At 62.2% G+C, this 22,398-nt stretch carries 18 protein-coding genes; 8 read left to right on the plus strand and 10 right to left on the minus strand.

Translation table 11 applies throughout. The features are described from left to right. Positions 1-124: 124 nt before the first annotated feature. From MLD04_RS11295 to hrpB, 3 genes are all read left to right on the plus strand, one after another. Positions 125-787: an SCO family protein gene (locus MLD04_RS11295; protein ID WP_248158295.1), complete on the plus strand. Its 663-nt coding sequence runs from the start codon at positions 125-127 to the stop codon at positions 785-787. Further along, positions 787-2,001, plus strand: coding sequence for a YbfB/YjiJ family MFS transporter (locus MLD04_RS11300; RefSeq protein WP_248158296.1), 1,215 nt, complete (start codon positions 787-789; stop codon positions 1,999-2,001). The genes MLD04_RS11295 and MLD04_RS11300 overlap by 1 nt, the downstream gene beginning before the upstream one ends. 417 nt (positions 2,002-2,418) lie before the next feature. Beyond that, positions 2,419-4,905 (plus strand): ATP-dependent helicase HrpB, encoded by a 2,487-nt coding sequence (gene hrpB, locus MLD04_RS11305; RefSeq protein ID WP_248158297.1) that lies wholly within the window; start codon positions 2,419-2,421, stop codon positions 4,903-4,905. On the opposite strand, the gene MLD04_RS11310 is transcribed toward hrpB, so the two are convergent. Genes MLD04_RS11310 through MLD04_RS11330 form a run of 5 tightly spaced genes read right to left on the minus strand, consistent with a single transcriptional unit; the run spans position 4,859 to position 9,672 of the window. After that, on the minus strand, positions 4,859-5,704 hold the full coding sequence (locus MLD04_RS11310) for an eIF2B alpha/beta/delta subunit family protein (RefSeq protein WP_248158298.1): 846 nt from the start codon (positions 5,702-5,704) through the stop codon (positions 4,859-4,861). The two genes, hrpB and MLD04_RS11310, sit on opposite strands and share 47 nt — an antisense overlap. 38 nt (positions 5,705-5,742) lie before the next feature. Continuing rightward, a complete protein-coding gene (locus tag MLD04_RS11315; protein WP_248158300.1) occupies positions 5,743-6,507 on the minus strand; it encodes a sulfite exporter TauE/SafE family protein in 765 nt (254 codons plus the stop codon). Then, positions 6,504-7,445, minus strand: a complete 942-nt coding sequence (locus tag MLD04_RS11320) for an SDR family oxidoreductase (protein ID WP_248158301.1) — start codon at positions 7,443-7,445, stop codon at positions 6,504-6,506. The genes MLD04_RS11315 and MLD04_RS11320 overlap by 4 nt, the downstream gene beginning before the upstream one ends. Positions 7,446-7,449: 4 nt before the next feature. Continuing rightward, positions 7,450-8,364 carry a bile acid:sodium symporter family protein gene (locus MLD04_RS11325; RefSeq protein ID WP_248158302.1) on the minus strand — a complete coding sequence of 305 codons (915 nt, stop codon included), beginning with the start codon at positions 8,362-8,364 and terminating at the stop codon, positions 7,450-7,452. Positions 8,365-8,370: 6 nt separating this feature from the next. Next, positions 8,371-9,672: a flavin-containing monooxygenase gene (locus tag MLD04_RS11330; protein WP_248158303.1), complete on the minus strand. Its 1,302-nt coding sequence runs from the start codon at positions 9,670-9,672 to the stop codon at positions 8,371-8,373. Between the two features lie 99 nt (positions 9,673-9,771). Here MLD04_RS11330 and MLD04_RS11335 point away from each other — a divergent pair, with 99 nt between their 5' ends. Continuing rightward, positions 9,772-10,743, plus strand: coding sequence for an AraC family transcriptional regulator (locus MLD04_RS11335; protein ID WP_248158304.1), 972 nt, complete (start codon positions 9,772-9,774; stop codon positions 10,741-10,743). Between the two features lie 62 nt (positions 10,744-10,805). Then, positions 10,806-11,624: an ATP-grasp domain-containing protein gene (locus MLD04_RS11340; RefSeq protein WP_248158305.1), complete on the plus strand. Its 819-nt coding sequence runs from the start codon at positions 10,806-10,808 to the stop codon at positions 11,622-11,624. A 24-nt stretch (positions 11,625-11,648) separates the two neighbouring features. Here the strand turns inward: MLD04_RS11340 and MLD04_RS11345 are convergent, their stop codons facing one another. Then, positions 11,649-13,427 (minus strand): PAS domain S-box protein, encoded by a 1,779-nt coding sequence (locus MLD04_RS11345; RefSeq protein ID WP_248158306.1) that lies wholly within the window; start codon positions 13,425-13,427, stop codon positions 11,649-11,651. A 302-nt stretch (positions 13,428-13,729) separates the two neighbouring features. Here MLD04_RS11345 and MLD04_RS11350 point away from each other — a divergent pair, with 302 nt between their 5' ends. Then, positions 13,730-14,905, plus strand: a complete 1,176-nt coding sequence (locus MLD04_RS11350; protein ID WP_248158308.1) for a type III PLP-dependent enzyme — start codon at positions 13,730-13,732, stop codon at positions 14,903-14,905. A gap of 134 nt (positions 14,906-15,039) precedes the next feature. Here MLD04_RS11350 and MLD04_RS11355 read toward each other — a convergent pair whose 3' ends face one another. From MLD04_RS11355 to MLD04_RS11370, 4 genes are read right to left on the minus strand one after another with little or no spacing between them, the layout of a single operon-like run. Next, on the minus strand, positions 15,040-16,242 hold the full coding sequence (locus MLD04_RS11355; RefSeq protein ID WP_248158310.1) for an MFS transporter: 1,203 nt from the start codon (positions 16,240-16,242) through the stop codon (positions 15,040-15,042). An 11-nt stretch (positions 16,243-16,253) separates the two neighbouring features. Beyond that, on the minus strand, positions 16,254-16,649 hold the full coding sequence (locus MLD04_RS11360; RefSeq protein ID WP_008940138.1) for an ectoine synthase: 396 nt from the start codon (positions 16,647-16,649) through the stop codon (positions 16,254-16,256). Positions 16,650-16,699: 50 nt separating this feature from the next. Next, on the minus strand, positions 16,700-18,130 hold the full coding sequence (locus MLD04_RS11365; RefSeq protein WP_248158312.1) for a GTPase/DUF3482 domain-containing protein: 1,431 nt from the start codon (positions 18,128-18,130) through the stop codon (positions 16,700-16,702). Beyond that, complete coding sequence (locus MLD04_RS11370; protein WP_248158320.1) at positions 18,127-19,539, minus strand: DUF2868 domain-containing protein; 1,413 nt, start codon at positions 19,537-19,539, stop codon at positions 18,127-18,129. Before MLD04_RS11370 ends, MLD04_RS11365 begins: the two co-directional genes overlap by 4 nt. An 84-nt stretch (positions 19,540-19,623) precedes the next feature. Here MLD04_RS11370 and MLD04_RS11375 point away from each other — a divergent pair, with 84 nt between their 5' ends. Both MLD04_RS11375 and MLD04_RS11380 read left to right on the plus strand, forming a co-directional pair. Further along, positions 19,624-19,983: a DUF6164 family protein gene (locus MLD04_RS11375; protein WP_248158326.1), complete on the plus strand. Its 360-nt coding sequence runs from the start codon at positions 19,624-19,626 to the stop codon at positions 19,981-19,983. Positions 19,984-20,265: 282 nt separating this feature from the next. After that, positions 20,266-22,365 (plus strand): D-(-)-3-hydroxybutyrate oligomer hydrolase, encoded by a 2,100-nt coding sequence (locus tag MLD04_RS11380; RefSeq protein WP_248158328.1) that lies wholly within the window; start codon positions 20,266-20,268, stop codon positions 22,363-22,365. Positions 22,366-22,398: the final 33 nt, after the last annotated feature.

Raw genomic sequence — 22,398 nt, forward strand, 5'->3', positions numbered from 1 at the left:
TTTTGGGGGGGGGGGGGGGGGGCAGTGTTTCTGCCGGGAAAAAGATGTCTGAGCGAAGCGAGTTATTTTTCCCAGAAGAAACATTTCCCACCCCCGGCCCCCGAACTCTGCTGTTGGAGCCTGAATGAATCGCTCTGTTCGCATCACCGTGGTTGCACTGGTGTTGATCGTTTTGCTTGTTTTTGGATTGGTCATTGCCCGCCAGGCACTGTTTGTGGACAAGGAGCCACTGCCGGCGCCGGATCTGGCGGAGCTGAACACGTTTGTCTATGACCAGGGCCGGCCACTGGCGGCGTTTTCCCTCACCGACGAGAACGGCAAGACCGTGACTCGCGAAGACCTTAAGGGGCATTGGACCTTTGCCTTCGTGGGTTACACCAACTGCCCGGACATCTGTCCGGTGGCGATGACCAATCTTCGGCAGATGGACCAGCTGTTGCCGAAGACACTGCCGCAACCGGATTACCTGTTGATCAGCGCCGATCCGGAGCATGACACGCCGGAGAAACTCGACACCTACATGGGCTTCTTTGGCGAACACTTCCACGGCCTGACCGGCGACCTTGAGACCACCCGTGCCCTGGCTAAGAGCCTGAATGCCGTGTTTGTCCACCGGCAGGAGAACGGACAGCTTCAAGTGGACCACAGCGGCCATTTCGCGCTTATCAATCCCGATGGTGAACTGCAGGCGGTCATCCAGCCCCCGCACAAGCCCCGCCAGCTGGCGGAGGCCTTCGAACGGATCTACCAGTGGGCCCGGGCCAATCGGGAGCGGGCGGGCTCTTGATGACAGCCCAGACTTCCACACCGCCCAAAGAACTCTTTACCGTCCTGGCCGCCGGCGCGGTGGTCCTGCTCGTGGTCCACGGTCTCGGGCGGTTTATCTATACCCCATTGCTGCCGTACCTGGTGGACGATGGCCAGTTCAGCGCCGCCGACGGTGCCGCCGTTGCCACCTGGAATTACCTTGGTTACCTGATGGGCGCGATGCTGGCGATTCGCTGGTACCGGATTAACCAGATTCGCACTCTGCTGCCGGTTGCACTGGCGGTGCATGTGATTACCACCCTGGCAATCACCCAGACCGACAACCTGACCCTGATTTCGGCCAGTCGCTGGCTCAATGGCGTTGCCAACGGCATGGTGTTCGTGCATGCGCCGGCGCTGATTCTCGAATGGCTGGTGCTGCGCAACCGGGCATCGAAAAGTGGTCTGGTCTATATTGGTGTGGGGCTGGGCCTGCTGGTCTCCAGCGGGCTTGTGACCGGTAGCGCAAACCTCCTGGAAGGCGCAGGACGCTGGTGGCCCGCGGCCCTGCTGTCGATACCCCTGGCGTGGTGGGGCGCTCTCAGACTGATCCGGCTGGATGTGCCCGAGGTCCATCGCGACAATACCGGAAAACCGACGACCACCCGGCTGCTCGACCGCGCCAGCGTTCCCCTGTTTCTGTCCTACGCCGGCGCCGGCCTTGGATACATTCTGCCCATGACCTTCCTGCCGCTGCTGGCGAAACTCGAACTGCCGGCGGGACATTGGCTGTTGGACGGTACCTGGCTGATAGTAGCCCTGTGTACCATTCCGGCGCCGTGGATATGGAATCGATTGGGCGCGAAAATCGGCGATTTGTCGGCATTGAAGCTCAATTTCCTGATCCAGCTACTCGGCGTTCTTGCCGCGGTCATTTTGCCGGACGGCATAGGGCTGGTTCTGTGCGCGTTGCTGGTGGGCAACACCTTCCTCGGCACGGTCCTGCTGACCCAGCGCATCGGGCGAGCCCTGCATCCCCACCAGGGCCCCCGTCTTTCGGCCGCGATGGTGGCGCTGTATGGCTTTACCCAGATGGTCGGTCCCTGGCTGACCAAACAGTGGCTCGACGGCGGGGGCACACTTGTTTCTGCCTTCGGTATTGGGGTGGCGGCGCTGGCGTTTGGGCTGGTGTTCGTGTTCTTCGTGCCGCGGCCTGAGGATTGGCATGCTTCTAGCTCTGGTGCTGGTTCGTAGGACTGGCAGTTGGGGGGATTGATCGGGGTGGTGGGGGTATTTTCCCTTGGAAATGGAACTCGCTGCGCTCAGACATCCATTTCTGGCGGGAAAATACCCCCACCACCCCGCTCTAGCTGACAACGGTGATGTCGTTTTCGAAAAGATGAAAGAAATTGGCTAAGAAAGAAATGCAAAGGGCCAGCTTTTTTAATTGGCTTTCCAGCAACATTTGTATCGAGTTAACCCAAGTCACACCATGGTAAGCTCTCGCGTTAACTGAAAACCTGGCAGGGTGTGGGGGTGCATTTGGATTTGGGCCGGAGAAAGATGTCTGAGCGCAGCGAGTTCTTTCCCGGCCCAAATCCAAATGCGCCCCCGCGCCACCCCCAATCCTCCCAGTCTTAAACCAAACCAAACCAGACCAAGCCAAACCGCATGCTCCCAATCGACCACATCCTCCCGGACCTCAAGCGCACGCTGGAACAGACCACTACGGCCCTGCTCCAGGCCCCGCCGGGTGCCGGTAAAACCACCCGGGTGCCGCTGGCGTTGCTGGATGCACCCTGGCGGGAGGATCGCAGGATCCTGATGCTGGAGCCCCGGCGACTGGCCGCCCGGTCCGCTGCCCGGTTCATGGCGAAGCAGTTGGGTGAGAAACCGGGGCAAACGGTGGGCTATCGGACGCGGATGGATACCCGGGTGTCGGCGTCCACCCGCATCGAGGTGGTGACCGAGGGCATTCTGACCCGGCTGATCCAGAACGATCCCATGCTGGAGGGCTATGCCGCGGTGCTGTTCGATGAGTTTCACGAACGATCGCTGCAGGCGGACCTGGGCCTGGCGCTGGTGCGGGAATCGCAGCAGGCGTTGCGGGAGGATTTGCGGTTGCTGGTGATGTCGGCGACGCTGGATACCGCGCCCATTGCCCGGGTGCTGGGGGATGTGCCGGTGATCACCAGTGAGGGCCGGATGTTTCCGGTGGAGGTGTTTTACCGGCCGGCGCCACCCCGGGACCGGAATGCCCGACTGGAGGAGCGCGTGGTGGCCGCGGTGCGTGACGCGCTCGAAGCGCAGAGTGGTTCGTTGCTGGTGTTCCTGCCCGGTGCCGGGGAGATCCGGCGGGTGGAGCGTCGGTTACGGGATTCGTTGCCAGCAGGGACAGTGGTGGCGCCGCTGTATGGCAACCTGAAAGCCGAGGAGCAGGACCGGGCGATTTCGCCGGCGCCCGAGGGCCAGCGCAAGGTGGTGCTTGCCACGGCGATTGCGGAAACCAGTCTGACCATTGAAGGTATTCGGGTGGTCATCGACAGCGGCCAGCAGCGCCGGGCGGTATTCGATGCCAACAGTGGCATGACTCGCCTGGTCACCGGCCGGGTTTCAAAAGCCTCGGCGGAGCAGCGAAAGGGCCGGGCCGGCAGGGTTGAGCCCGGGGTGTGTTACCGGCTTTGGAGTGAATCCGAGCAGTTCGGGCTGGCGGAGTTTACGCCGCCGGAGATTCAGGAGGCGGATCTGGCTCCCCTCGTACTGGAGCTTGCCCAGTGGGGCGCGCGGGAGCCGGAACAGGTAGCCTGGGTGGATGCGCCGCCTCGGGCCCACTGGAATCAGGCGGTCACCCTGCTTCGTTGGCTCGACATGCTGGATGACGAGGGTGCGGTGACCGACCACGGCAAGGCTGCGCGGGAGCTGGGCATTCATCCACGACTGGCCCATATGGTCTTGCGGGGACGCGGTCTGGGGCTGGCGGTTCCGGCGGCGGAACTGGCGGCGCTTCTGGAAGAGCGGGATCTGCTGGGACCGACCGCGGGTGCCGATCTGCACGAACGCCTTCGGGTGCTGCGGGGGGAATCCGGCGGCGTCCGGGTGGACCCCACACGGCTGAAAGCCATTCGTCAGTCGGTCAGGCGCCTGGCGGGCGATGACCGACACGGGGATGAGTTACCAACCGATGCCGAGGTCGGGCGTTTGCTGGCGCTCGCTTACCCGGACCGGATCGGTCGGCGGCGGCCGGGCGCTGCACCACCGTATCAGCTCAGCAACGGCAAGGGAGCCGTGCTTCGGGACGAGGATGCGCTGGCCCGACACGAGTGGCTGGTGGCCGCGGATCTGGACGGTCAGGCCCGGGAATCCAGGATTTATCTGGCGGCACCGGTGGATCTTGCGGATCTGGAACAGGATCTTGGCGGCCATATTCAGGAGGTCGAGGAAGCACTCTGGGACGATGCGCGGGGGACGGTGGTCGCGCGGCGGGTCCGGAAACTTGGCGAACTGGTGTTGGAGGAAAAAGAACTCGGCAAGCCGGCGCCGGAGCTGATCCAGCAGGGGCTGGTGAACGCGGTACGACGAAAGGGGCTGGGCAACTTGCCGTGGAACGACGCCAGCCGGCAGTGGTGTGCCCGGGTAAGGCTGCTCGCGAGAACCTTTCCCGGAGACTGGCCCGAGGTTGACGACGACGTCCTGCTCGCGACCCTGGAGACGTGGCTTTCGCCGTTCCTGGTGGGGATGCAGCGCTGGGCCGACCTGGCAAGACTGAACCTGCTGCCAGCGCTCAACAGCCTGCTGGATTACCGGCAACAGCAACAGCTGGATGAGCTGGCGCCGGGGGCCCTCACTATTCCAACCGGCCAGTCGGTGTCGCTGGACTACACCGCCGATAACGGCCCGGTCCTTGCCGCCAAGCTTCAGGCCCTGTTTGGATGGACGGAAACGCCCCGAGTGGCCGGCGGCCGCGTTCCCGTGGTGATTCACCTGTTGTCGCCGGCGCAACGACCGCTGGCGGTGACCGCGGATCTCGGCAGTTTCTGGCGCAATGCCTACCCGGAGGTCCGTAAGGACATGCGGGGGCGTTACCCCAAGCACCCCTGGCCGGAAGACCCGTTCACGGCCGAGCCCCAGCAGGGAACGAAGAAACGCCCTGCTCGCTGATCCGGCCCGAGATCAGTGACTCCGGGACGGTTTCGAAATAGATATTGCGGGGGGTAATGCACGATCCTTCCGGTGCCTGAAGTTCCTCGCCCGGCATTTCTTCCAGGATGACGGTCTTGCTGGTATCCGGGCTGTCCCGGAAGCTGTCTGCCAGCACCCAGAAAGGGACTCCCCTTTCCCGGGCGGCCAGGGCCAGCAGGCGGGTGCCGGCCTTGTTGACGAAGTGGTGGTCGGCGAGCCAGCAGTCACAGCCGGTGATCACCAGGTCTGCCTGATCCACGAACAGCGCCATCTGGGCGTCCGTAATCAGGGTAACCGGAATGTTGAGGTCATCCAGCTCACGGGCCAGCCCGTGTCCTTCCAGGCCCGGACTGCTCTGGGTACAGATCACCGACACCGGTCGCTTCTCGCTGGCCAGCCGCTGGAACAGCTTCAGTACCACTGAACTCGCGCTGTGGGTCATGATGATCGCGCCATCGGGAATCCTTGCCACGGCATGGTCGAGGATGCCATCCGTAGCCTGCTCAAGCTGTCGCAGAACACTCCGTACCGCTTCGTCCGGATGTTCCGGCTGTTCGAGGCACCGGGCCTCCACCTTCTCTATCGCGCTGCCGATCACCACCATGCTGGGTCTGGCGGTTCTGAGCGCATTGAGCAGTGCGGCCCGCTCAGAGGATAGCGGACGGGTCTGGTCGAGATAGTCCGCCAGGTCCCGGAGGGTCTTAAGAGCCAGCTCTGTGGCTCCCGACTGATGATCGCTTCTCAGCGCCGATAGCAGCGCTTCTGCCTGCGCATCCATGGACGTGTTCCGGAAGGGTTTGAGTCAGGTTAGCAGGCTCAGGGGGCGAGGAAAAATGTGCCGGCGCGAAGGACCAGGAGGAGGCCCGTGACCAGCAGGACACCGTAGACCGCCCTCCGGAAATGGGTCTCGTTCAGGCGCTGGTGGAGATATTCCCCCACCAAGACCCCGACCACCAGCAGTGGCAGATACCACAGCAGATGGCCCGCACTCGCGACGAGTCGACCGTCGAACAGGTAGAGCAGGCTGAGCGTCAGGTTCAGCGTGAACCACACCGTCAGCAGGGTTGCCCGGGTACGGCCCTTGTCCAGCCGGATGCCGGCCAGGGCGTGGACCAGAAGGGGGCCGCCGGAGGCAAACAGGCCATGGGTAATGCCGGCCGCCAGGGTTATGCCCCGGCTGGCGTTCAGGCTGTGGGGGATGGCTTCGTGTCCGCCGGACAGGCGCCACAGCTCCCTGCCGGCGAACCAGACTACCAGCATGCCGAACAACAGTCTGAGACTGTTGGCGCCCAGCCAGGGAGCCAGCAGATAGCCGGTTACCGTTCCGATCAGCATCAGGGGCAGTATGAGGGTTTTCAGACGGTGCCAATCGATGTGCCGGTGATGTTTCCAGGTCAGGTAGCCACTCATCATGACGTTCAGTGGAACCAGCACTGGCAGCATCTCGGAAATGGGCAGCATCAGCGCCCCCAGGGACAGGGCAATGACGATGGACCCGAACCCGGTGATGGCTTCGATGGTGTAGGCGAGCAGGATGGCACCGCCAAGCCAGACCCAGGGATCGATTGCCGGGCCAGTCACAGGTCCCCCTTCTGACGGGCATGGGCAATGAAATGGTCGAAGGTCTCTTCCGAGGTTTTCTGCAAACGGTAACCGAATTCCTCCTTGAGCCGCCGGTTGCTCAGCACCGGTCGGTACCGCAGAAAGTTGACCTGTTCCGGGCCAACCGGTTTGCCCAGCCATTTGGCGACCTGCAGCCCGGCTTTGACGACAGTGGCCGGCAGGGTGATCAGCGGCTTATCGAGTTTTTTCGCGATGTCGCCGATGGTCAGGGCGCCGTCACCGGCCATGTTATAGCGCCCGGTACGATCCTCCCGTATGCCCTGCTCCATGGCGGCCACCACGTCCTGGTCCCAGATGAACACGAAGGGTGAGTCGCTTCCCCGGATGGCGAGTAGCCTGGGCGCCAGGAACAGACCCGTGATCTGATTGCGGGTCTCGGCGCCCAACACCGTGCCGGGCCGGAAGATCAACTGTTGCAGCTCCCGATGTTCGGTCCGGTAGGTGGCGAGCATTTCCTCGACCAGCCGTTTGTGGTCGGAATAGGCAAATTCGGGATTGCCTCGCAGTGGATCGTTTTCGTCGATCCATTCCGGGTTGTCCGGGTGGTAGCCGTAGGCGGCGCCGGAGCTGGTCACGGTAATGTGCCGGACGCCGGCAGCGCTGCAGGCTTCCAGGACATTCCGGGTGCCGTTCACATCGATATCGTGGTCGCGCTCGCGATCCGCCGAGGCCTGGAGGATGGAGGCAAGGTGAACCACGTGAGTAATGCGATTGTCGCTCAGGTGGTGTGACAGGCCAGGATCCCGGACGTCCAGTCTCTCCAGGGGAAAGTCCAGGTCCTGCCGCGTTCGGATGTCGGTACCGATCACGAAAAAGTCCCTGGCCAGCCGGTTGCCCAGCTGGTGTCCAATGTAGCCGGCTGCGCCGGTGATCAGGATGCGTTTGTCGGTGGTCATGGCGTCAGCTTTGTTGTTGTGCGGGTTCGGGGATCGGGCGCCGGGCCCAGATCTGGGAGAGCGTCAGGCCGGATACCAGGTGCCATACGCCCCAGAAGGCGGTAATGAGCATCATGCCCCCGGCATCCGGGAAGAAGGTGAACAGGATCACCAGTCCCAGCCCGGAATTCTGGATGCCGACTTCCAGAGTGACCGCCCGCTGGTCGGGTACCGACAGACGCATCAGGCGGGCCATGGCGTATCCCAGCGTCAACGCGAGCAGGTTGTGGCCCACGACCAGCCAGAAGAAGGTGTGGAACTTCGCCAGGAACAGATCGACATTGTTGAAGAAGGCGATCGCCACAAACGCCAGGAAGATCAGCAGAGAGGTAAACCTCAGCGGCTTTTCGCTGCGTTCCGCGAGCGACGGAAACCGGCCACCCACCAGCATGCCCAGGATCAGAGGCAGTGCCAGTACCAGGAGTACCAGCATCAACACGTTCTCCGGTTGCAGTGCAATCTCCTGCAGGTAACCCCGGGTATGCGGGTTGAGCCATCCGTAGAAGGCAAAGTTCAGGGGCGTCATTACCGTCGCCGCCAAGCTGGAAATGGCGGTCATGCTGACCGAGACCGCGACGCTGCCCCGGCTCAGCCAGGTCATGATGTTGGAAAAGCTGCCTCCGGGACAGGACGCTACGAGAATCATGCCGAGGGCCAGTTGCGGATCGATGTTCAGCGCCCAGGTGAACAGGCAGGTAGCCAGGGGGAGCAGGACGAACTGGGCAAACAGACCGGCCACCGGTGCCCGGGGAATGGACAGCACCCGCCGGAAATCGGCGGGTCTCAGGTTCAGGGACACACCGAACATCATCAGTGCCAGAATGGCGTTCAGCGTCACCAGACTGGCCTGATTGAAGTGAATGGTCAGGGGAGCAGACATTGGCTTTTATCCCCTCTGCCCGGGTTCAAGTTGATCAATGTCCCGCGCCAGCGCATCCAGGTAGGTGTCCTTGTTGACGTAGTACGCCATGCGCGCCAGCTTGATGTAGTGGTAGCCGCCATCCAGACGTTCACCGGCGCGGGCTTTTTTGCGATCCCTGAGGGCGCTGGCGGCGGCGGATCCCTTCTGCTGTTCCCGGATGAACAGCGCCGCCAGACGGGCCTGCTGGTTGCGACCTTCCCAGCCCAGGCCGGTGGCCTCCACCATGCCCATCAGAAAAAGGTTGTTGTAGTCCGGGTGCATCATGTTCAGGTACAGCCGGGGCGCATCCTCATTCTCCGGCCAGTTGAGATGCTTCCGGTCGATGAACGGATAGTCGAGCCGATAGCCGGTGGCCATCAGGATCATGTCGTAGTCGGCCTGCTCGCCATCACTGAACTGGACGGTGTTGCCTTCGACCTTCTCGATGCTGCGTCGGGGCCGGATGTCGCCGTGTCCCAGGTGATGCAGGATCAGCGAGTTGATCACTGGGTGGGACTCGTACATCCGGTAGTCCGGGTCCGGCAGTCCGTAATCCGAGGGTTTGCCCATGACCAGGCGGATCAGCAGGCTGTCCAGGCGTTGTTTGAGCGGGCGGGGAAGCTTCACCTTGCCACCGATGGTATCCACCGGTTTCCCCTTGAGAAATTTTGGCAGAAAGTAATAGCCTCGGCGCAGGCTCATATCCACCGAGCGGGCGTGATGAACCGCATCCACCGCGATGTCGGCACCGGAGTTGCCGCAACCGACAATCAGTACCCGCTTGTCGTGGAAAATGTCCGGGCTCCGGTAGTCCGCGGAATGCAGCCGTTCACCGGTAAAGGTGCCCGGCAGGGTCGGCATGTTGGGGGTGTGCAGGGTCCCGTTGGCGATCATCACGCCTTCGTACCGGCGGGTCTGCTGCTGGCCGTCGTGTTCGGTGGTGATTTGCCATTGGTCGCCGTCCGGCACCACCTCGACCACGCGGGTGTCGAATTCGTAGTGCTGCCGCAGGCCGAAATGATCCACAAAATCCTGAAAGTAGGCCTTGAGTTCATGGTGGCTTGGGTACTGGGCGACGGAATCCCCCATGGGAAATTCCGCAAACTCGGTCATCCGCTTGGACGAGATCAGGTGCGCGGTGTCATACATGGTGCTGTGGGGGTTATCGATATCCCACAGACCGCCGACATCACTGTGAAGCTCGAATCCGGTAAACGGAATCCCCTGTTTCTGGAGGTTGCGGGCGCAGGCGAGGCCCATGGGCCCGGCACCGATGACTGCATACATGATGGCTTTTCCTGATTTTGTTTTTATCATCCCGTATCTTATGAGCTTACGAACCGGTTTTCCCGACCGGACGGGACACAAACCACGACAATTCGAGCCATGATCGGATCTTCACCTACGGTAACCCACCTTTATGCCCGGGCGATTCTCCAGGCGGCAGAGCGCCAGGGGATTGCGTTGTCCGAGGCGGTGATCGAACAACTGGTGCCCGGCCAGCGGGTGCCTCTCACGGTTCAGGATCAGCTCTGGGATGAGTATTGTCGGGCCAGTGACGATCCACTGACCGGGCTGGACATCGGTCTGGGGTTGCAGGTGGGGCACCTGGACAGTGCCGGAATGCTGCTGGTGAGTTGCGACACCCTGCGTGAGGGACTTGAGACGCTGGTGGACTATGCCCCGGTGGTGGGCGACGGCAGCGAATTTTCGCTGTCGGAGGAAGGAGCGTTGGTGTCGCTCTGTTACCACCCCGGCTATCGGGTGAGGGTTGCCGAGCGGGTTGAGGCGGTGATGGCCTCGTTGGTAAGGCTTGCGGGATGGGCGACCGGCGGGGCTTTTAGCCCGGAAAGGCTGCTGCTGGGTCACGAGCCCCTGACGGAACCGGCGCAGTATCGGGAGCGTCTGGGCATGTCGGTGGTCTTCGGCAGTGACCGGCATTGTCTGCAATTCCAACGCGACCAGGGCGCCCTGCCGCTGATTCAGGCCAACAGTGCCTTGCGCGATCACCTGCGCCAGCTCGCCGACGAGACACTGGCAGCCCTTGGCCAGCAAAGTCTGAGCGGCCAGGTGGCATACCTTGTGCGGACCAACCCCGCCTGGGGCAAGGAGCGGGTGGCGTCTGAGCTGGCCGTCAGTGGCCGGCACCTGAACCGGTTGCTGGCGGACGAGGGACTGTCCTTCAAAGTGCTCCGGGAGCGGGAGCTGCATCGTTTGGCGGTGGACCTGCTGCAGGCGGGGCAAACGGTCACAGCGGTCAGCGAACGCCTTGGGTTCTCTGAAGAGGCCGCCTTTGCCAGGGCATTCCGGCGCTGGGAGGGCGTCACTCCGTCCCGTTTTCGGGCGGGAGTCTGCTGAGGACTTGCCAAACCCGGAATTGTGCATAAAATGCGCAGGTCCCTTTCCGAGTACCCGACTCCATGCAGTGTGTTTCCTTCAATGTCTTCCGGACCCTGGGTTTTCCGGATACCACGGTTCTCAAGCCGGAACAGTTCCTGCAACACAAGACGTTGTTGCAGGAGGCCGACTGGGTTCTGTTCCCCGAGTACTGGCAGCTTAATGCGCTGGTGCATGGGCTCAAGTGTCGCGTATTCCCCAGCGTGGCCAGTTATCGTATCGGCCACGACAAGATCGAGATGACCCGGGCTTTCCAGACCGTGGCGCCGGAACACACCCCCTGGACACTCATTGAAGCCAATGGCCCACAGGAACGGGAAAGCCTCTGGGACGCCATGAGCCATCCCTTTGTCGCGAAGCTGCCCAAGTCCAGCATGGGAGAAGGGGTCTGGCTGATCGAGACCCGCGAGGACTGGCGCCGCTATTGCGACCGTAGCGATGTGCTTTATGTTCAGGAGTACCTGCCCATTGACCGGGATGTTCGCGTCGTTGTGGTGGGGGACCGGGTACTGACCGCCTACTGGCGGACCCAGGCCGACCAGGGCTTCTACAACAACGTGGCCAGGGGCGGGCAGATCGACAAGGGACCGGTGCCGGCGGCGGCGACGGATCTGGCGTTGCGATTAGCGCGGGATTTGGGGGTGGATCATGCCGGGTTTGATATTGCCCTGGTCGAAGGCTATCCCTATGTCCTCGAATTCAATCGGCTGTTCGGGAACAAGGGCCTCGACCAGGGCGGTGAGTTGCAGACGGCGATCCTGAGTTACCTCCGGCAACAGACCAAACCGGAGGACCCGGACGGGCCGCAGCCGCCAGCGCCGGTATGGCCGCTGGCCAGCTAGGGTTGGCCCGCCCGGCCCTGTAACTCAGGCCGACTCGTTCAACTCGTCGCTGGACACCTGGTTCAGTCGTCGGAGGGAGTTGGCGAGGTCTTCCACCCGTTGAGAGGTTTCCGATACCAGGCGATTGATCTCGTCGGCCGACTGGCTGGAACGCTGGGCAAGCTGGCGGACCTCGTCCGCCACCACCGCAAAGCCCCGGCCGGCCTCGCCCGCCCGGGCCGCCTCGATGGCAGCATTGAGCGCCAGGAGATTGGTCTGGCTTGCGATACCGTTGATGACTTCGACGATGTTGGAAATCTCCCGCGAGGAACTCAGCACCAGCCCCATTTCTTCATCCGTAACCCGGACTGCCTCAAGCTTCGAATTGATGTCGATCCCGTAAGTGACGATGTAACGGAGATTGCCCTCGAAATCCGAGATGGGGCAAAGGGTGGCATCAAACCAGTGGGGGCGTCCGTCACGGGACTGGAGGTCGAAGTTGCCCCGGACCTGTTCTCCGGCCAGTACCCGCTGGAAGATATCGCCACCGACGATGTCGCGCAGGTTCCGGCTCCGGGTCTTCAAGGCTTCCTCGCTGGCGTCGCCCAGATGAGACACCATGTAGCTGTTCGCCTTGATCAGGTGCCCGTCCAGGTCCCACTCCCCCACACCGTTGTTAGCGCTGATGGCTTCGAATCGGCGGGTGAATTCCAGGGACTGTTCCTTGGTCTGGGTCACGTTGGCCTGAATCGAAATGAAATGGGTCAGTTGGCCCCCATCGTTGAACACCGGATTGATGGCCAGCGAGACCCAGTAGGGTTGCTTGTTCCGGTCGTAGTTCAGAATTTCATCGTAGAAAGGCTCCCGGCGTTCCAGCTTGTCCCGGATTTTCTGGATGGTCGCCTGGTCGGTGTGAGGGCCCTGGAGCAGGGTGCCCGGGTTTTCACCCTGCACTTCCTCCAGAGTGTAGCCCGTGAGCTGGGTGAAACCCTGGTTGACATACTCGATGCGCCGTTCGGGATCGGTGATTACCACAGCGTTGTCGGTTTCGTTCGCCACCATCGATAGCAGCTGGAACTCTTCCCGTCTCGCCACCTCGGCGGTGACGTCCTTCAGAAACGCGGTATAGAGGATTCGGTTTTCCAGCCGGATCTTGGACAACGCCAGTGACGCCCAGCGCTTTGAACCATCCTTGCGATACACCGGTACTTCCCGGGTTGTGCCGACAATCTTGTCCACGCCGGTGCGGCGGTTGGCGTTCACCATGTCGTCGTGCCGGCTGCGGATATCCGATGGGACCAGCATCTTCACGTTCTGGCCGAGCATCTCCGAGCGGTCGTATCCCCAGAGAGTCTCGGCGGCCGAGTTCGCGAAGGTGATGCAGTTGTTCTCATCAATCGTCACCACGGCATCCAGTGCCTGTTCCAGCGTCTGGCTGATGATTTCGCGATCAGCGTATTCGGCCGAGATGTCGCGAACGAAGGCCGTGTAGGTGATGGACTTGCCGTACACCACCTTATTGAGGGCCAGGTTGGCCCACAGGGTGGAGCCGTCTTTGCGGGTCATTAAAACGTTGCGGCTGGTTCCGACAATCTTGTCTTCGCCGGTGGTGCGGTTTTTTTCGATATAGCTGTCGTGGGCGCCCTGAATTTCCATGGGCACCAGCATTTTTACGTTATTGCCGAGAACTTCACTCCGGTCATACCCCCACAGGCGCTCTGCGGAGGCGTTGAAGAAGGTGACCTGATTCTTTTCATTGATGCTGACGACAGCGTCGAGGGCCTGCTCCAGGATCTGTTGGAGCTGGTTGCGTCTAAAAAGCATGGTGCCCTGAGCCTCTTGTAATAGTTGTTCTGATAAACCGACTGAACAGATAGTTTCAGTTTAAAACGGTTCAGGTATTTATCGGGTCAGGATGCAATGCTTTACAGGACTACTTTGTGGCTTTTTGTGCCTGATCAATTTTTGATCGTATTGTTGTGTAACAGGCCTCCGGAACCATGGGTAGAAATGCTCATATCCGCTCCCTGAAAAAAGCCCGATGATCGCGCCATCTGACGGGTGCTGCAGCGTTGCTGTGGTGCCTTTTTTTATGCCCGGTTGCCCTGTGGAGGGACACACCACCCATGACTGAAGCCGCCAACGCGACCATTGCCGACTACTACGATGCCGAGACCTTCAAGCGCATCAAGGAATTTTCCGATACCCGGGAGACTCCGTTCGTGGTGATTGATACCAAAACGATTGATCGCCAGTACAACGAACTGGTGGAAGGTTTCCCCTACGCCAAGGTTTACTACGCCGTGAAGGCGAACCCGGCACCGCAGATCCTGACCATGCTGCGGGACAAGGGCGCCAATTTTGACATCGCGTCGGTGTACGAGCTGGAAAAGGTGTTGGCGTTGGGCGTCACCGGTGACCGTATCAGCTATGGCAACACCATCAAGAAAGCGAAGGACATCCGCACCTTCTATGAGCAGGGTGTGCGTCTGTTTGCCACCGACTCCGAGGCGGATCTGCGCAACATTGCCAAGGCGGCGCCGGGTTCAAAAGTGTACGTGCGTATCCTGACCGAAGGTACGCTGACAGCAGACTGGCCGTTGTCACGGAAGTTCGGCTGTCAGACGGACATGGCGATGGATCTGCTCATCCTGGCCCGGGACCTGGGACTGGTGCCCTACGGCGTGTCCTTCCACGTGGGTTCCCAGCAGCGCGAGATCGGTGCCTGGGATGCGGCCCTGAACAAGGTCAAGGTCATCTTCGAGCGCCTGAAGGAAGAGGATGGCATCGAACTGAAAATGATCAACATGGGTGGCGGCTTTCCGGCGAACTACATCACCCGGACCAATGAGCTGGGGGTGTACGCGGAGGAGATTGCGCGGTTCCTGCATGAGGATTTCGGTGATGATTTGCCGGAAATCATTATCGAGCCGGGCCGGTCGCTGATCTCCAATGCGGGTGTGCTGGTCAGCGAGGTGGTGCTGATTTCCCGCAAGTCGCGGACGGCGTTGCACCGCTGGGTGTTTACCGATGTTGGCAAGTTCAGCGGTCTGATCGAGACGCTGGATGAGGCGATCAAGTTTCCGATCTGGACGGAGAAGTCCGGTGAAGGCGAGGACTGTGTCATTGCCGGGCCGACCTGTGACAGTGCTGACATCATGTACGAGCACCACAAGTATCCGTTGCCGTTGAATCTGGCGATCGGGGACAGGATGTACTGGCTGTCGACGGGGGCTTATACCACGACTTACAGTGCCATTGAGTTTAACGGGTTTCCTCCGTTGAAGGACTACTATATCTAAGCTGGAGTCTGGCCGCGGGGCGAGGTGTCTTTCCTCTGGGAAAAATAACTCGCTTTGCTCGGACATCTTTTTCCCGGCGGAAAGACACCTCGCCCCACGGCCCTCGGCCGTTAGAGTTGGAGTCTTTGAAAGGGTCAGCCTTCGGGTTGGCCCTTTTGTCGTTTTAGATCCAGGGTAAATGCCAGGGGCAGGACCAGGAGGCTGTAGGCGATCATGACCATGAGGGCGTGGCGGACGTCGCCGGTCCAGTCGGCGAGAACGCCGCCGAGCATGGGGACGGTGAAGGCGATGGTGTAGCCGACGAGGAAGGTGCCGGCGGAGAGGCGGCCGGTTTCTTCGGAGCTGACCAGCAGGGGTGGCAGGGCGACCAGGAGGATCAGGAGGATGCCGGCGACGAAGCTCATCAGGGTGGCGCTGGCGATGGACCACCAGCCGTCCAGGGTGATGGTGCCGATGGTGCCGGCGATGCTGAGGCTGGCCATGGTGACGATGAAGGTTCGGCGGCCGACCCAGAGTCGGGCCATTTTGAGCATGATCAGGGACGCGAACACCTGGGCGATGTTGTAGCTGAACAGGGCTTCGGAAAGCCGGTCGAACTGGCCCTGCTGTTCCAGCAGGTTGCCCATGTAGGCGTTGAGGCCGAAGAACATGGAACCCGAGAGGCCGAGCAGGAGGCCGAGTTTGAGCGTGAGCGGGTTTTTCCAGTCCGGGAGCCAGGCCATTTTTCGCGTGGGGCGGGCCAGGTCTCGTCTGGGCAGGAACAGGGCGGCGGCGATCAGCAGGGCCGGGAGTGACCAGGCGATCAGGGTGGCGCGCCAACTGTTGTCCAGCAGGGGCATCAGCACGGGCAGGGTAATACCGGCGCCGATGAATTCGCCCATGAGCATGCCGTTCATGTAGATGGCGGAGCCGATGGCGAGGTGATGCGGTTGCAGCCATCGGGGCAGCAACGCCGGCAGTGCCGGTTGCATCATGGCGACGCCAAGGCCCATGACGGCGCTGGCAACCAGCAGGCTTGCGGTGTCCGGAACGAGCCCTCGCCCTGCGGAGCCGATGGCCATGACTACCATGGCCATCGCGAGGGTGTTCCTCGGGCCCATGCGAGCAATGGCCAGTGAACCGGGCATGGCGCCGATCGCCAGCATCAGGATGGGTAAGGTGGTCAGGGCACCGGTGAGTGCCTTGGACAGGTCCAGCTCGTCGCCGATGAAGGGGGCGAGTGGCGGAGCTACCAGTACCGGTATCCGGAGGTAAACACCGGCCAACCAAAGCAACACCGCCACCGGCAGCAGCGTTGCTGGCGGTGGCGGTGTGGTTGCGGCCTGTTGATCAGCCACGGACGACCGGATCAGTTGTCGCTGGTGTCCGGCAGGTAGGCACCGTCTTCGTCGTGGATTTCACGACCGGTGACCGGCGGGTTGAAGGCGCAGATCAGGCGCATGTCTTCAGTGCCACCGTACAGGGTGTGACGGTCGTGCTTGTCCAGGGCATACAGGGTGCCGTCGGTGATTTCGTGGACTTCGCCGGTGGCCAGGTCCTTGATGCGGCCGTTACCGGAAACGCAGTAAACCGCTTCCAGGTGATGCTTGTACCAGAAGGTATGCTCCGAGCCGGCCTTGATGATGGTCTCGTGGAAGGAAAAGCCCATGCCGTCCTTCTTCAGCAACAGGCGGCGGCTGGTCCACTGCTTGTCGCTGACTTCGCGCTCGGTACCGATGATGTCCTGAACTCGTACAATTTTCATTTGCATTCCCCAATGTGTGATGGAATAGCCATACAGTATAAACATGCGGATCAGCCGCGGTTCAACCGCCAGTCGTCGTAGGTCAACATCGCCTTTTCGATGGCGGCCGCGAATTTCTGGCGCTGGCTGTCGTCCAGGGGACGTTGCTTCCGGCACCGGTCGAAGGTCCGCTGAATGGTCTGCCGGCTGCTCTTGTCGAGGTCTTCCAGCCAGTGGTGATCGGCTGGCGCCAGGTCGAGGAGATCGCGGCCTGCATGGTTCCGGTTGCTGATTTGCCACCAGTGATCCACAGCCCTTCCTAATACAACATAGCCGAACTGACTGTCCTGTACAGGACCGAAGGTGGCTGTTTTCAGCCCGTCTTTTAATGGGCCGATGTTCAGCGCCGGCAGGGCCAGGCGGTCGCCGTACAGGTAGCTGCCGGCGGCCCCGATCAGCCCGCCGACCAGTGCCCCGGTGCCGAGGGATGAGCCGAAAGTCAGGGCGTCGATGCCGGCCCCGCTGACCGCCCCGGCACCAAAGCCGGCCGTGGCCAGGTAGCGTTTGCTGACGCCCCAGTTTTTGCGGCTGCTTTCGGAGAACAGGTCGTGATCGTGGTGCCAGCTCAGTTCCGCCTCCTGGCGGCGGATTCGCTGATGCTGGTACAGGTGTTCGATGTCGGATCGCAGAGTCTGTTCTCTCTGTCGTTGCCGCCGGTACCAGCGTTCCCGGAGCTGCTCGGCGACGGTGGTGTCACTGGTTTCGGCAACCTGGCCCGGAGTCAGGATGCGTTTTTCCTGGAAGGCCATCATGTCTGCAAGGGCTTCGGCAATCCGGCTGGCGGACTGGTGTCGGCGCTGTTCCCGCTGTCTGGCGAGGAACTCGGTGGCGAGGTTCAAGGGGGCTTCCCACTCCGGTTCCAGTTGGCCGAAGGCCCTGAGAAGGCTGAGGTGCTGGTCGAATGGCGCGCGCACGGCATCGAATTTGCGAACCACCTGGAAGAACTGGCCAAGGGCCGTTTGCCAGGTGTCGCTGTGGTCATCGGGCCCGATACTGTTGATCAACGCCAGGCTGGGCCGGCCGGTCCAGCGCAGGATGGTCATCTCCGCCTCGTGTTCGGCGCTGTAGGGAACCGAACCGTCGACCACATAGATAATACCGGCGCCCTCCACAAGCGGGGCCAGCAACTCGCATTCATCCACGAAGCGGTTGTCGCCGCGATGCTGAACGACGAAGGCTCGCACCGTATCCGGGTGGTCGGAGGCGGACAGGCTGTGCGCCTCCAGCCACTGCAGAACACGGCGTGGCCGCTGGAAGCCGGGTGTATCGACCAGGGTGTAGAGTACGGTGCCGTCGACGGCGAGTGGGTAGGACTGGCGTCGGCGGGTGGTGCCCGGTTCGAGGGCAATGGCAATGGCGTCGTTCTGGGACAGGGTTGCGACCACGCTCGACTTGCCCTTGTTGGGATGACCGACCACGGCAAAAACCGGCGACGGTGTCATGGCGAGATACTCCCGGTGGGGTGGATCCCCGGTGCCTCCAGTGCCGGAAGGACGACCGAAACCTGGCCGCCGGGCAACCGTTCGGCGAAGCGGAGCCAGGTTTGCAGTGGCCCGTCAGCCGGCCGCTCCAACGGATTGGGCGCCAGCGGCAACAAGGCAATTCGAGTGTTCCGGGGCCAGTGTTCCCGGGCCTCCAGAAGGAAATCCTGCAACTCGCCGGTCGGCGGTTCCCAGCTTCGGCTCACCAGCACGACGGCCGGTTCCGGGGCCTGTTCCAAGGCCCGTGCGAGTTCGTGGATAACCTGTTCGTCCTCGGCCAGGGTGGCGCGCCCTCCGGCCTTGAAAATCCGGGTTCCGGGGTCCTCCAGGGCTGCGGGCAACGGTGAATCGCCGGTTCCCGCCCAGCAGATCAGCAGGTTGGTGTCCGGAAGCCGGTCGGGTACGGCGCGGGTGCGGATGTCGGGAAGGTCGTCCGCGTCGTTGTGCGCGTAGCCTGTGTCCAGCGCCGGCGTTTCCATACGGTACAGCAGGGCCTGCATGCCCGGGTGGTGGGCCAGCAGGCGGCGGGCCCGCCGGCGAAGCAGTCCCTGACTCACGGCGAGTAGGACAAGCCGCGGAAACAGGGTCCAGCTCACCCAGAGCATCACCACAAAGGGCCACCACTGGCCCCATTGCCCTGGATCGGCGCCGCCGGTCCCCGCTGACGCCCGGAAAAACCGGGTAGCCTCCACCAGCTCCGTCGACGGCACCGCCGATGGCCACAGCCAGGCCCAGGGTGTGGCGACCTGCCGGATCAGGCTGTGGTAAGTGGGTGCGGCGGTGTCCAGGGTTGTGCTCCAGCCGAAGGCCAGATCCTGCATGACAATCATCGCCAGAAGTGTCAGCAGGCCGGTCATGGCAAAGCATGCGCCCCCGATGTGTGCGGCCCGGGCCATGAGAAAGGGCTGCAGGCGGGTCAGCGAGGATGTGGTGGGAGGCCGGCCCAGGCGTCTCAGCAGCCAGGCCCAGGGCTGGCCGCCAAACAGGGGTTGCAGGGTGGTGGCGAGGGCCAGAAGCAATTGCAGCGCGACGAAGCCGAGGATGACGGTGATGTTGATTCGCTGGACACCGTCGTAGAACAGCAGGCCCGTCATCGCGAGGATGCCCAATACACTGCCGGCGATGGCAAAGCCGGTGTTGACGGACCGCCAGCGCCTCAGGTCCCGGCGGCTGTCGGTACTCCGGCCCCCGGGCCCGCTGAGCCGGTCCATGAAGGCCATCCACTGGGCGACGTCCGGCGTTTTGCCCTGCTGTTCGCAGTCCAGTGCAAACCGACGATCCCGGCGATGGAGAAAAGCAGCGGACTGGTCTCTGTCCCGCTGGAAGCGATCATCAAAGTCCAGCAGCAGACGGAGGGGGCTGTCGCTCATGCAGTGTCCTGGTGGATTCGGTCGTTGGTCCTTTGATGATAGGATATCGCCAACCCCGATCCCGATACCAGCCAGCGAACTGCCATGCCTCACCATCTGATGAACCTGCGCCATGTCCCGGACGACGAAGCCGACGAGATTCGGGCGCTGTTCGAGGCCCATGGCGTGCAATATTACGAAACGCCCCCCAGCCGATGGGGCATCAGTATGGGAGGCTTCTGGGTCCACGATGATGCAGAGGCGGAACGCGCCCGAGCCCTGCTGGATGACTATCAGGATCAGCGCCGAACGCGGCAACGCCAGGACTTCCAGGATCGGCAGGCTCGCGGGGAAACCGGCTTCTGGTTCCTGTTCCGGCAGCGTCCGGTCCGGGTTGTCGTGGCACTGCTTGCCGCCGTGGTGATTCTGGGTCTGAGCCTGTTGCCGTTCCTCCATCTTGGTTGATGCCGTCAGCCATCAAAACCCGGAGTGTCCGGAAACCCTGACACTGTCCGGATAGCAGGACGAATTGCCTCTGCCGCAGGGCTACAGGCGCCTTCTTCCCGTCGACCGGATCTTCAAATGTCCGGAATTCCGGAGAGCAACCGGTGGTCATTCAGGATCCCTTCTCATAAATCCTCGTTAAATCAGTGGTTTGCCCTGTTGGCATGGGATACGCATAAGCCAGTCTGGTTTTGATCAGGAATCAGGACCGGATTCGCTAACAACAACAAACAGGGATCGATCATGAAACGAATCATGCTTTGCACCCTCATCGGTGCAACCGGTATTGCCTTGTCTGCCTGCAAGGAACCGTTCAACGTCCGCCCCGCGTTTCTCCAGGGCGAGATCCAGATGACTCAGTATGACGGCATCACCGACGACCTGCTGACGGCTGGGCTGGGTGCCACCGGCATCGCGAGTACCACGCCTCCTGCTTTCGACGACGCGCTCAACCCGACCCCGGCGGAGCTCAGGCGACTGGCGATCTACAACAATTACCGCGCCCTGGTGGACACGGTCCCGGGCGGTGGCTACGGAACCTTTTTCGGCCCGGGTGTCGGTGTGTCGGGCGAGGGGTTGATCGCTGGGCGGGAATATCGCGCCTACATGACCGTGCCTGGCAGCAACGTCCCGGTCACCGTGATGGCGCAGGTGCCGGACAGCTTTGATCCGGCGCAACCCTGCATGATTACCGCGCCGTCTTCGGGCTCCCGGGGTATCTACGGCGCCATCGGCACCGCCGGTGAATGGGGGCTCAAAAAAGGCTGTACCGTGGTTTATACCGATAAAGGCACCGGCACGGGCTCACACAATCTCGAAACCGATGCCGCCCAACGGCTTGATGGTACGCTGACCACCGCTGACGACACGGTCCAGTTCCGGGCGGATCTCAACGATACGAAGCGGTCGGATTTCAACGACCAATGGCCCAACCGCTTTGCCTGGAAGCATGCCCACTCAAAACAGAATCCCGAAGCGGACTGGGGACAACACGTCCTGCAATCGATCCGTTTCGGCTTCTATGTGCTCAATGAGCAGTTCGGCCGCAAGCTCGGCAATGGCAAGGTGCTTGCGACCATCACGCCCGACAATACCCGGGTGATTGCCTCCAGCGTGTCCAATGGCGGTGGCGCCTCGGTGCGGGCGGCGGAGCTGGACGACCAGAATCTCATTGACGGAGTGGCGGTCTCCGAACCCAACGTGAATCCTGAGGTCGACCGCCGGTTCACCATCCGACAGGGCGATGGATCGGTCATTACCCGGCACAGCCGCAGCCTGCTGGATTACACCACAGCGCTGGCGGTGTATCAGGGGTGCGCCAATCTGGCCCCCTCGGTGCGTGATTCTGCGCCTCTGAATGCAGCCCTGAACCCGCCTGCGATCGGGGCAAATATCTGTCAGTCCCTGGCCCTGAAGGGGCTTGTTACCGGCGCGACACTGGATGAACAGGCGACCGATGCGCTGCGGATCCTGAACGACGAATTCGCCATTCAGCCCGAGCAAAACCTGCTCGCTCCGGCCCATTTCGGCCTGTCGGTGGCCCAGAGTATCTCGATGACGTACGCCAATGCCTATGCCCGGGCCGGTGTTGAAGACCGGCTGTGTGATCTGAGCCTGGCTGCAACGGACAGTACTGGCGCAGTCGCCCCGCTGCCCGGAGCCGCAGAGGCCGCCCTGTTCTCGACCAGTAATGGCATCCCGCCCAGTGCCGGGGTCAATCTGGTCTACGACGGCGCCGTCGGGCAGCCCACACGGTTGGCCGCCAGCGTGTCTCCGAGTGATGGCCTGGCGGACCACGGCCTGGATGCCCTTCTGTGTCTGAGAGGGCTTGCGTCCGGCCGGAATCCGGCCACCGGTGAGGCGCTGACTGGCACGGATCGGGGCTGGTCCGAGCGGATCGCCCGGGGTATCGATGCCATTCGCGCCGATGGCGACCTGCACGGCAAGCCGGCCGTTATCGTGACCGGTCGGTCCGACGCGATCCTGCCGATCAACCATACGTCCCGTCCCTACGTGGGTCTGAACCAGGAAATCGAGGGTGGTGGCTCCGGTCTGCGGTACTACGAGGTGCTCAACGCGCACCATCTGGATGTCCTGAACGGTTTCCCGGGCTTTGCCGATCGCTACGTGCCGCTACACCACTATTACTTCCAGGCCCTGGATCTGGTGTGGGCGCACCTGGAAGACGGACAACCGCTGCCGCCAAGCCAGGTGGTGCGGACGGTGCCCAGGGGCAGTATCGCCACTCCGTTGTCGGCAGCGAACCTGCCGGAGATCAGTGCGGATCCGGATCCGGCCGACCGCATCGTGTTCGCCGACAACCAGTTGCGGATACCTCAGTGAACGGTGTGCTGGCACTCCCGGGCGTCGGGCCCG

Origin of the sequence: Marinobacter koreensis (assembly GCF_023156285.1) — a bacterium.
Taxonomy (GTDB): domain Bacteria; phylum Pseudomonadota; class Gammaproteobacteria; order Pseudomonadales; family Oleiphilaceae; genus Marinobacter; species Marinobacter koreensis.

Coding starts and splice junctions, on each gene's coding strand:
- MLD04_RS11295 (WP_248158295.1), top strand. CDS start 125: ATGAATCGCTCTGTTCGCATCACCGTGGTTGCACTGGTGTTGATCGTT.
- MLD04_RS11300 (WP_248158296.1), top strand. CDS start 787: ATGACAGCCCAGACTTCCACACCGCCCAAAGAACTCTTTACCGTCCTG.
- hrpB (WP_248158297.1), top strand. CDS start 2,419: ATGCTCCCAATCGACCACATCCTCCCGGACCTCAAGCGCACGCTGGAA.
- MLD04_RS11310 (WP_248158298.1), bottom strand. CDS start 5,704: ATGGATGCGCAGGCAGAAGCGCTGCTATCGGCGCTGAGAAGCGATCAT.
- MLD04_RS11320 (WP_248158301.1), bottom strand. CDS start 7,445: ATGACCACCGACAAACGCATCCTGATCACCGGCGCAGCCGGCTACATT.
- MLD04_RS11325 (WP_248158302.1), bottom strand. CDS start 8,364: ATGTCTGCTCCCCTGACCATTCACTTCAATCAGGCCAGTCTGGTGACG.
- MLD04_RS11330 (WP_248158303.1), bottom strand. CDS start 9,672: ATGTATGCAGTCATCGGTGCCGGGCCCATGGGCCTCGCCTGCGCCCGC.
- MLD04_RS11335 (WP_248158304.1), top strand. CDS start 9,772: ATGATCGGATCTTCACCTACGGTAACCCACCTTTATGCCCGGGCGATT.
- MLD04_RS11340 (WP_248158305.1), top strand. CDS start 10,806: ATGCAGTGTGTTTCCTTCAATGTCTTCCGGACCCTGGGTTTTCCGGAT.
- MLD04_RS11345 (WP_248158306.1), bottom strand. CDS start 13,427: ATGCTTTTTAGACGCAACCAGCTCCAACAGATCCTGGAGCAGGCCCTC.
- MLD04_RS11350 (WP_248158308.1), top strand. CDS start 13,730: ATGACTGAAGCCGCCAACGCGACCATTGCCGACTACTACGATGCCGAG.
- MLD04_RS11360 (WP_008940138.1), bottom strand. CDS start 16,649: ATGAAAATTGTACGAGTTCAGGACATCATCGGTACCGAGCGCGAAGTC.
- MLD04_RS11365 (WP_248158312.1), bottom strand. CDS start 18,130: ATGACACCGTCGCCGGTTTTTGCCGTGGTCGGTCATCCCAACAAGGGC.
- MLD04_RS11370 (WP_248158320.1), bottom strand. CDS start 19,539: ATGAGCGACAGCCCCCTCCGTCTGCTGCTGGACTTTGATGATCGCTTC.
- MLD04_RS11375 (WP_248158326.1), top strand. CDS start 19,624: ATGCCTCACCATCTGATGAACCTGCGCCATGTCCCGGACGACGAAGCC.
- MLD04_RS11380 (WP_248158328.1), top strand. CDS start 20,266: ATGAAACGAATCATGCTTTGCACCCTCATCGGTGCAACCGGTATTGCC.